This is a genomic window from Enterobacter sp. EGD-HP1, from assembly GCF_000733275.2.
Taxonomy (GTDB): Bacteria; Pseudomonadota; Gammaproteobacteria; order Enterobacterales; family Enterobacteriaceae; genus Enterobacter.
This window is the reverse complement of record NZ_AVOP01000032.1, coordinates 345495-354578: the sequence shown is the minus strand read 5'-3', so window position 1 is coordinate 354578 and position 9084 is coordinate 345495. Positions and strand designations below refer to the sequence as shown.

Below are 9084 nucleotides of genomic sequence, written 5' to 3'. Positions count from 1 at the left end.
CCCAAAACCCGCCCCGCCAGTTTTACTGGCGGGGCGGTTGTCAAATGGCGAGCCCCGTCACACTGTCTATACTTACATGGCTATGAAAGAGGTAAAGGCGTTTACCTCTCGCAAACCGTAAGGAGGATTAGGGTGGCTGACTCGTTAACCGCACCGCCTGTACTGCCCGGAAAATATGCTTTCTTTTTTGACCTCGACGGGACACTCGCCGGGATTCAGCCGCATCCTGACGACGTGGTCGTACCGGATACGGTGCTAGAGAATTTGCAGCAGCTCTCCAGACTGAACGAGGGCGCATTGGCATTGATTTCAGGGCGCTCAATGGCCGAGCTGGACGTGCTCGCCAGTCCTTACCACTTTCCGCTAGCCGGTGTACACGGAGCGGAGCGCCGCGATATCCATGATCAACTGCACGTTGTATCACTTCCCGAGACCTTAATTCAGGCGTTACACACTCAACTCTCCTCGGCGCTTGAGTCGCTTCCGGGCACTGAACTGGAAGCGAAGGGCATGGCTTTCGCTTTGCACTATCGTCAGGCACCGCATCACGAGGCGGCGGTCTTTGCGATTGCTCGCAGCGTGACCGATGCACACCCGCAGCTCGCGCTGCAGCCGGGGAAGTGCGTCGTTGAGATAAAACCTGAGGGGATTAATAAAGGTGCTGCTATTGCGGCGTTTATGGCGGAACCGCCATTTAAGGGACGTACACCGGTATTTTTTGGCGATGACCTGACCGACGAGGCCGGGTTTCGCGTGGTGAATCAGGCCGGAGGGATCGCCGTCAAGGTGGGGCCTGGTGACACCGTTGCCGAATGGCGACTGGCAGATGTCGCCAGCGTCTGGCAGTGGATATCTGACATCGCTAACCAGCAACAACAACAAATAGCGCAAAGCAAAGGGGGAAACCATTATGGGTCGCTTAGTCGTCGTCTCTAACCGAATCGCACCGCCTGACGATAAAAAAGCCAGTGCAGGTGGTCTGGCGGTAGGGGTATTAGGTGCCTTAAAAGCCGCTGGCGGGCTGTGGTTTGGCTGGAGTGGGGAAATCAGTGAAGAAGAGAAACCGCTCAAAAAGGTGACGCGCGGAAACATTACGTGGGCTTCATTTGCATTGAAAGAGAAAGACTATGACGAGTATTACTCGCAGTTTTCGAATGCCGTCCTGTGGCCCGCGTTTCACTATCGTCTTGACCTGGTCAAATTCCAGCGTGAGTCCTTCGAAGGCTACTCGCGCGTGAATGCGTTGCTGGCGGATAAACTTCTGCCATTAATCGAAGAAGACGATATTTTATGGATCCACGATTATCACCTGCTGCCCTTCGCGCGCGAGCTGCGAAAAAGAGGGGTAAATAACCGGATTGGCTTCTTCCTGCACATCCCGTTCCCGACGCCGGAGATTTTTACCGCGCTGCCGCCGCACGAAGAATTGCTGGAGGCGCTGTGTGATTACGATTTGCTGGGCTTCCAGACCGAAAATGACCGCCTCGCATTCCTTGACTCCGTCTCAGGTAAAGCGCGTCTGGTGACCAAAGGCGGGAAAACCCATACGGCATGGGGGAAAACCTTCCACACCGAAGTGTATCCGATAGGGATTGAACCTGACGACATCGCGGAGCAGGCTTCCGGCCCGCTGCCGCCGAAGCTGGCGCAGCTTAAGAATGAACTTAAGCACGTGAAAAACATCTTCTCGGTTGAGCGTCTTGATTATTCCAAAGGGCTGCCGGAACGCTTCCTGGCCTATGAAACGCTGCTGGATAAATATCCGCAGCATCACGGTAAAATCCGCTACACCCAGATCGCGCCGACGTCGCGCGGTGAGGTTCAGGCCTATCAGGATATTCGCCATCAGCTGGAGACAGAAGCAGGGCGCATCAATGGCCGCTACGGCCAGCTGGGCTGGACGCCGCTCTTTTACCTGAATCAGCACTTTGACCGTAAGATCCTGATGAAGGTCTTCCGCTATGCGGATGTCGGTCTGGTCACGCCGCTGCGCGACGGGATGAACCTGGTGGCGAAAGAGTATGTGGCGGCGCAGGATCCTGCCGACCCGGGGGTTCTGGTGCTCTCCCAGTTCGCCGGAGCCGCAAATGAGCTCACGTCGGCGCTTATCGTGAACCCTTATGACAGGGATGACGTGGCGAACGCGCTGAACCGCGCCCTGACAATGCCGCTCACGGAACGTCTTTCCCGCCATGCTGACATGATGGAGACGATCCGTAATAACGACATTAACCACTGGCAGGCGCGTTTTATTCAGGATCTGCGGGATATCGCACCGCAAAGTCATGAAGGCGATCTGCAAAAAAAGATCGCGACCTTTCCTAAACTCGCCTGATTTTCCGCTGGGGGGTTAACTCCCCCCAAGCGGCACTAACAGCACATCGACCTGGCTCGACGCGACAATAGATTTCGCGGCGCAGGCTGCGCGCGATATAAAGCTGTGGTTATGATTCCCGCAAATCACTAAATCAATATGTTGTTTACGGCACACGTCGAGAATATGGGCGTTAAGTTCCCCGGTCGCAATAATTGTCTCATAAACCGGATATTGTGCCTTTTCCACCAGTTCGCGCAGAAATTGCTGCGTTTCTTCCTGAAGGACCTCACGAATATCCTCCAGCATGGGGGCGGCCAGCTGATTATACATCTCAGGCTCTGCGGCAAGCGTGATGAGGCTGATGCGGGCATTGTGGGGTCTGGCAATGGAAACTGCTCGGGCAACGAGCTGATGGCTTTCGGGAGAAACTGCTACGGAAACAAGTAGATGGGAGTAACTCATGGCGCACTCCTTAGGTGTCTGAAAGACAGCGTTTGATCACCTTTACCGCGAAATCTCTGGATCTGCAAGACCTGATTACGACATTAGTGTGAAGCTTATCATAATTATTCATTAATTATTCTTATAAGAAGAATAACTGAAAAATGCGCCTAAATGAAAAAAATTAACAACTTAACGTAAATCACACAAATTCACGCTTTCGCTGTTAAATCGTTTTTACGCGTTACAAAATCATTTCGAATGATCACGTACAGAAACATCTTTTATGTGCTATCTGCATAACTATATGTTTTTTCACGGTAAGAAAAATGTTTCCTGGAGAGGCGTTTGTTGTAAATGTTTCCGCGCGGCGCTTACGGCGGGAAAAGCACGATGTATGCCAGTTCGGATCACCCGTCTGCATGAGTATTCGTCAATTAAGAATACAAAACAGTGCTAATTGGTTAAAAAACGAACAAATTACAAGTCATACTGATGGATTTATGGGGCATATTCACTTAAATTGTGTGACGTGGATCACATTTTTTTTAAATTTGAGGGTGGCTGGATTGTATGTGACAAAACTGACGAGTAGAGTTTGCGTCGAATTAGGAAAAATCTTAGTTATTTGTAAGAAATGATAAAACATGTAAGAGACGCATTCGCGGTTTCTCTCTTACGGGTTTCAATGAATACAAACCTAAATTCAACTATGCATTTAGCCTTTTCTTTTTTATACCGGGTGATTTCCCGGCGACATCACGGGGTGCGGTCTTTCCGCATAAAAATAATAGTTGGTTATTCGGGATGGGAACAATGCATACATCCGAGTTGCTAAAACATATCTATGACATCAATTTGTCGTATTTACTGCTCGCGCAGCGTTTGATTAGTCAGGACAAGGCGTCCGCGATGTTTCGTCTGGGTATTAACGAAGAGATGGCAACCATGCTGGGCGGTTTAACCCTCCCGCAGATGGTTAAACTGGCTGAAACGAATCAACTGGTTTGCCAGTTCCGTTTCGATGATTCGCAGACAATAACGCGTCTGACGCAGGATTCCCGTGTGGACGATCTTCAACAGATCCATACCGGTATTCTTCTCTCCACTCGCTTGCTTAACGAAATCAGCCAGCCTGATGACGCAGCCCGTAAGAAAAGGGCCTAGCAATGAGCGAGAAAAGCATTGTTCAGGAAGCGCGTGACATACAGTTGGCCATGGAGCTGATTACGCTGGGTGCTCGTTTACAAATGCTGGAAAGCGAGACTCAGTTGAGCCGTGGCCGTCTCATCAAACTGTACAAAGAGTTACGTGGTAGTCCCCCGCCGAAAGGCATGCTGCCGTTTTCTACCGACTGGTTTATGACGTGGGAGCAGAATATTCACGCTTCCATGTTCTGTAATGCCTGGCAGTATCTTCTCAAAACCGGTTTGTGTAGCGGCGTTGACGCCGTGATCAAAGCGTACAAACTTTATCTTGAACAATGCCCACAGCAGGAAGAAGGCCCTCTGCTGGCGCTGACCCGCGCATGGACGCTGGTGCGTTTTGTTGAGAGCGGAATGCTTGAACTGTCGCGCTGCAACTGCTGCGACGGCAATTTTATTACCCATGCTCATCAGCCTGCAGGCAGCTTCGCATGTAGTTTATGTCAGCCTCCATCCCGCGCAGTAAAAAGACGTAAACTTTCCCGGGATGCTGCCGATATTATTCCACAACTGCTGGATGAACAGATCGAACAAGCTGTTTAACCCGAACGTGTGGGAAAGATTCCAGCAGCGGTAAGCAATTACCGCTGCTTTTTTTTACCCCGCAAACGGTAAACGCTGCGAGCTGGTCGTCCTTGCCATAGTCACTAGCGGAAGGATGATGTCGTGCTTATCTTATTAGGTTACCTGGTAGTTCTCGGTACAGTTTTCGGCGGTTACATGATGACCGGCGGGCACCTTGGAGCACTCTATCAACCGGCTGAACTTATTATCATCGGCGGTGCAGGGGTAGGGGCTTTTATCGTTGGTAACAACGGTAAATCGATTAAGGGCACGCTGAAAGCGATTCCGTTGCTGTTCCGTCGCTCGAAATACACCAAAAGTATGTATATGGATCTGCTGGCACTGCTCTATCGCCTGATGGCGAAGTCCCGTCAGCAGGGCATGTTCTCGCTTGAACGGGATATTGAAAACCCAAAAGAGAGCGAAATTTTTGCCAGCTATCCGCGCATTCTTGCTGACGCCATGATGCTGGATTTCATCGTCGACTATCTGCGGCTCATCATCAGCGGCAACATGAACACCTTCGAAATCGAAGCGCTGATGGACGAAGAGATCGAAACCCACGAAAGCGAATCTGAAGTGCCGGCCAACAGCCTGGCGCTGGTCGGCGATTCACTTCCGGCATTCGGTATCGTTGCTGCGGTAATGGGGGTAGTTCACGCCCTGGCCTCGGCAGACCGTCCGGCAGCCGAGCTCGGTGCGCTGATTGCCCATGCGATGGTGGGAACTTTCCTCGGTATTCTGCTGGCGTACGGCTTCATCTCTCCGCTGGCAAGCGTTTTGCGCCAGAAGAGCGCGGAAACCACCAAAATGATGCAGTGCGTGAAGATCACGCTGCTCTCTAACCTCAACGGTTACGCGCCACCGATCGCGGTTGAGTTTGGCCGTAAAACGCTTTACTCCAGCGAGCGTCCGTCGTTTATCGAGCTTGAAGAACACGTGCGTGCGGTGAAAAACCCAAACCAACAGACGACAACTGAGGACGCATGAAAAACCAGTCCCATCCGATCGTCATCGTAAAAAAACGCAAGCACAAGGGTGGCGGGCATGGCGCACACGGCTCGTGGAAAATTGCGTACGCCGACTTTATGACTGCAATGATGGCGTTCTTTCTGGTGATGTGGCTGATCTCCATCTCCAGCCCAAAAGAACTGATCCAGATTGCCGAATATTTCCGAACGCCGCTGGCAACGGCGGTGGCCGGTGGGCCGCGTATCTCTAACAGCGACAGCCCGATCCCGGGCGGCGGCGATGATTACACCCAGCAGAAGGGTGAGGTGAAAAAAGAACCGAACATCGACGAGCTTAAAAGAAAGATGGAGCAGGCGCGTCTGAAGAAACTGCGTGGCGATCTCGATCAGCTGATTGAAGCGGATCCAAAGCTGCGCGCGCTGCGCCCGCACCTGAAGATTGACCTGGTGCAGGAAGGGCTGCGTATTCAGATTATCGACAGCCAGAACCGACCAATGTTTAAAACCGGGAGTGCGGAAGTCGAACCGTACATGCGCGACATTCTGCGTGCCATTGCACCGGTGCTGAACGGCATTCCTAACCGAATCAGCCTGTCAGGACACACGGATGATTTCCCGTACGCCAGTGGGGAGAAGGGATACAGCAACTGGGAGCTTTCTGCCGATCGTGCCAACGCCTCGCGTCGCGAGCTGGTGGTAGGTGGGCTTGATGATGGCAAGGTACTGCGCGTAGTCGGCATGGCCGCAACCATGCGCGTTTCCGACCGCGGGCCGGATGATGCCATCAACCGTCGTATCAGTCTTTTAGTGCTGAACCAGCAGGCGGAGCAGGCCATCCTGCATGAAAACGCCGAAAGTCAGAATGAGCCACTGGACGATTTAAAACAGCCTGGGGCCGTTCCTTCGGCTGCCGTTCCAACATCGCCACCAGCCAATCCGAGGTGATAGCGTGAGCATGGATATTAGCGATTTTTACCAGACATTCTTTGATGAAGCCGACGAATTGTTGGCCGATATGGAGCAACACTTGCTCGATTTGGTGCCCGAAGCGCCGGACTCCGAGCAGCTCAATGCCATCTTCCGTGCGGCGCACTCTATTAAAGGCGGAGCCGGAACGTTTGGATTTACCATCCTGCAGGAAACGACCCATTTAATGGAAAACCTGCTTGATGAAGCACGACGCGGTGAGATGCAGCTCAATACCGACATTATCAACCTGTTTTTGGAAACCAAAGATATTATGCAGGAACAGCTCGACGCCTATAAAAGTTCGGCAGAGCCTGATGCCGCCAGCTTTGAATACATCTGCAATGCGCTGCGCCAGCTCGCCCTGGAAGCAAAAGGTGAGGTCACTGCAGCCGTTGTCCCTGCGGCAAAACTGAGCGTTGTCGATGCGGTTGCTGCCGACGAGGCTGCGCCAGCCGCTGCACAAGCGAGCAAACTGCGCGTTGTGCTGTCACGCCTGAAAGAGAATGAAGTTAACCTGCTGGAAGAAGAGCTGGGTAACCTGGCGAAGTTAAGCAACGTGGTAAAAGGCAAAGACAGCCTTGCCGCGACGCTTGATGACGGTATTGGCCAGGACGATATCGTCGCGGTGCTGTGCTTTGTGATTGAAGCGGACCAGATCGCCTTCGAAACCGAAACCGCTGCGGTTGACGCCCCTGCCGCTGCAGAAGAGGTGGCTGTTGTTGCTCAGGCCGCCGCACCGGCTGTGACGCCTGCAGCCCCGGCGCTGAAGGCGGTGCCAAAAGAGGCCGCGGCACCTGGCCGTGGTGAAAAACCTGCCGCGCGTTCCAGCGAGTCAACCAGTATCCGCGTTGCCGTTGAGAAGGTCGACCAGCTGATAAACCTGGTTGGCGAACTGGTGATCACCCAGTCGATGCTGGCACAGCGTTCAAACGAACTGGATCCGGTCACCCACGGCGATCTGATTACCAGCATGGGTCAGCTGCAGCGTAACGCCCGCGATCTGCAGGAATCGGTCATGTCTATCCGTATGATGCCGATGGAATATGTCTTCAGCCGCTTCCCGCGTCTGGTCCGCGACCTTGCCAGCAAGCTGAATAAACAGATTGAACTGACCCTGATGGGCAGCTCAACTGAACTGGATAAGAGCCTGATCGAGCGCATTATTGACCCGTTAACGCACCTGGTGCGTAACAGCCTCGACCACGGTATCGAACTGCCGGAAAACCGCATTGCCGCCGGAAAATCCCCGGTCGGCAACCTGATCCTCTCTGCGGAACACCAGGGCGGGAACATCTGCATCGAAGTGACCGACGACGGCGCGGGCCTTAACCGCGAGCGCATCCTGGCAAAAGCGATTTCGCAGGGGATGGCGGTCAATGAAAACATGACCGATGAAGAAGTGGGCATGCTCATCTTCGCACCGGGCTTCTCTACCGCGGAGCAGGTGACCGACGTGTCCGGACGCGGCGTCGGCATGGACGTGGTGAAACGTAACATCCAGGAGATGGGCGGCCACGTAGAGATTCAGTCTAAACAGGGTTCCGGCACCACCATTCGCATTCTGCTGCCGCTGACGCTGGCGATTCTGGACGGCATGTCGGTCAAAGTGGCGGACGAAGTCTTTATCCTGCCGCTGAACGCCGTGATGGAATCCCTGCAGCCGCGTGAAGAAGATCTGCATCCGCTGGCGGGCGGCGAGCGCGTCCTCGAAGTGCGCGGTGAGTACCTGCCGCTGGTGGAACTGTGGAAAGTGTTCGAAGTGGACGGGGCGAAGACAGAGGCCACGCAGGGCATCGTTGTGATCCTGCAAAGCGCGGGTCGCCGCTATGCGCTGCTGGTCGATCAGCTGATCGGTCAGCACCAGGTGGTGGTGAAGAACCTCGAAAGCAACTACCGCAAAGTGCCGGGTATTTCTGCCGCCACCATTCTGGGTGATGGTAGCGTGGCGCTGATCGTCGACGTGTCGGCGCTTCAGGGATTAAATCGTGAACAACGTGTGGCGTACACAGCCGCCTGATTAAGTAGAAGGTAATAACATGACCGGTATGAGTAATGTAACGAAACTGGCGGGCGAGCCATCAGGACAGGAATTTCTGGTATTCACTTTAGGCGATGAAGAGTACGGCATCGATATCCTTAAAGTGCAGGAAATCCGTGGTTACGACCAGGTTACCCGCATCGCTAACACGCCTGCTTTTATTAAAGGTGTCACCAACCTGCGTGGCGTCATTGTGCCAATTGTGGACCTGCGCGTGAAGTTCAGCCAGGGCGACGTTGACTACAACGACAACACCGTGGTGATCGTCCTGAACCTGGGGCAACGCGTGGTGGGTATCGTGGTGGATGGCGTATCTGACGTGCTCTCCCTGACCTCTGACCAAATTCGTCCTGCGCCGGAGTTTGCGGTCACGCTGTCGACCGAATACCTGACCGGTCTGGGCGCGCTCGGCGAGCGTATGCTGATTCTGGTGAACATTGAGAAACTGCTGAACAGCGATGAGATGGCGCTGCTGGATATCGCCGCGAGTCATGTAGCATAAAACAACGCCGGGTGGCGCTGACGCTTACCCGGCCTACGTGTTCGAGCTATTTGTAGGCCGGGTAAGGCGAAGCCGCC

9 protein-coding genes are annotated in these 9084 nt (G+C 53.6%); 8 read left to right on the top strand and 1 reads right to left on the bottom strand.

Features of this window, described 5'->3' with window-relative positions; genetic code table 11:
- Positions 1-132: 132 nt before the first annotated feature.
- A complete protein-coding gene (gene otsB / locus N037_RS17280) occupies positions 133-936 on the top strand; it encodes a trehalose-phosphatase (protein WP_032642414.1) in 804 nt (267 codons plus the stop codon).
- Complete coding sequence (gene otsA / locus N037_RS17275) at positions 911-2335, top strand: alpha,alpha-trehalose-phosphate synthase (RefSeq protein WP_023336139.1); 1425 nt, start codon at positions 911-913, stop codon at positions 2333-2335. Before otsB ends, otsA begins: the two co-directional genes overlap by 26 nt.
- Before the next feature lie 15 nt (positions 2336-2350).
- On the opposite strand, the gene uspC is transcribed toward otsA, so the two are convergent.
- Positions 2351-2779, bottom strand: a complete 429-nt coding sequence (gene uspC / locus N037_RS17270; RefSeq protein WP_032642412.1) for a universal stress protein UspC — start codon at positions 2777-2779, stop codon at positions 2351-2353.
- Between the two features lie 795 nt (positions 2780-3574).
- On the opposite strand from uspC, the gene flhD reads away from it, so the two are divergent.
- From flhD to cheW, 6 genes are all read left to right on the top strand, one after another.
- Positions 3575-3925 (top strand): flagellar transcriptional regulator FlhD, encoded by a 351-nt coding sequence (flhD, locus tag N037_RS17265; protein ID WP_023336137.1) that lies wholly within the window; start codon positions 3575-3577, stop codon positions 3923-3925.
- 2 nt (positions 3926-3927) lie between these two features.
- Positions 3928-4506 (top strand): flagellar transcriptional regulator FlhC, encoded by a 579-nt coding sequence (flhC, locus tag N037_RS17260; RefSeq protein WP_013096051.1) that lies wholly within the window; start codon positions 3928-3930, stop codon positions 4504-4506.
- Positions 4507-4629: 123 nt separating this feature from the next.
- Positions 4630-5517, top strand: coding sequence for a flagellar motor stator protein MotA (motA, locus tag N037_RS17255; RefSeq protein ID WP_008500417.1), 888 nt, complete (start codon positions 4630-4632; stop codon positions 5515-5517).
- Positions 5514-6443 carry a flagellar motor protein MotB gene (gene motB / locus N037_RS17250; RefSeq protein ID WP_032642409.1) on the top strand — a complete coding sequence of 310 codons (930 nt, stop codon included), beginning with the start codon at positions 5514-5516 and terminating at the stop codon, positions 6441-6443. The genes motA and motB overlap by 4 nt, the downstream gene beginning before the upstream one ends.
- Positions 6444-6447: 4 nt before the next feature.
- Positions 6448-8484 carry a chemotaxis protein CheA gene (gene cheA, locus N037_RS17245; protein ID WP_032642407.1) on the top strand — a complete coding sequence of 679 codons (2037 nt, stop codon included), beginning with the start codon at positions 6448-6450 and terminating at the stop codon, positions 8482-8484.
- A gap of 19 nt (positions 8485-8503) precedes the next feature.
- Positions 8504-9007, top strand: a complete 504-nt coding sequence (gene cheW, locus N037_RS17240) for a chemotaxis protein CheW (protein WP_008500420.1) — start codon at positions 8504-8506, stop codon at positions 9005-9007.
- Positions 9008-9084 lie beyond the last annotated feature (77 nt).

Coding starts and splice junctions, on each gene's coding strand:
- flhC (WP_013096051.1), top strand. CDS start 3,928: ATGAGCGAGAAAAGCATTGTTCAGGAAGCGCGTGACATACAGTTGGCC.
- flhD (WP_023336137.1), top strand. CDS start 3,575: ATGCATACATCCGAGTTGCTAAAACATATCTATGACATCAATTTGTCG.
- motB (WP_032642409.1), top strand. CDS start 5,514: ATGAAAAACCAGTCCCATCCGATCGTCATCGTAAAAAAACGCAAGCAC.
- uspC (WP_032642412.1), bottom strand. CDS start 2,779: ATGAGTTACTCCCATCTACTTGTTTCCGTAGCAGTTTCTCCCGAAAGC.
- cheW (WP_008500420.1), top strand. CDS start 8,504: ATGACCGGTATGAGTAATGTAACGAAACTGGCGGGCGAGCCATCAGGA.
- otsA (WP_023336139.1), top strand. CDS start 911: ATGGGTCGCTTAGTCGTCGTCTCTAACCGAATCGCACCGCCTGACGAT.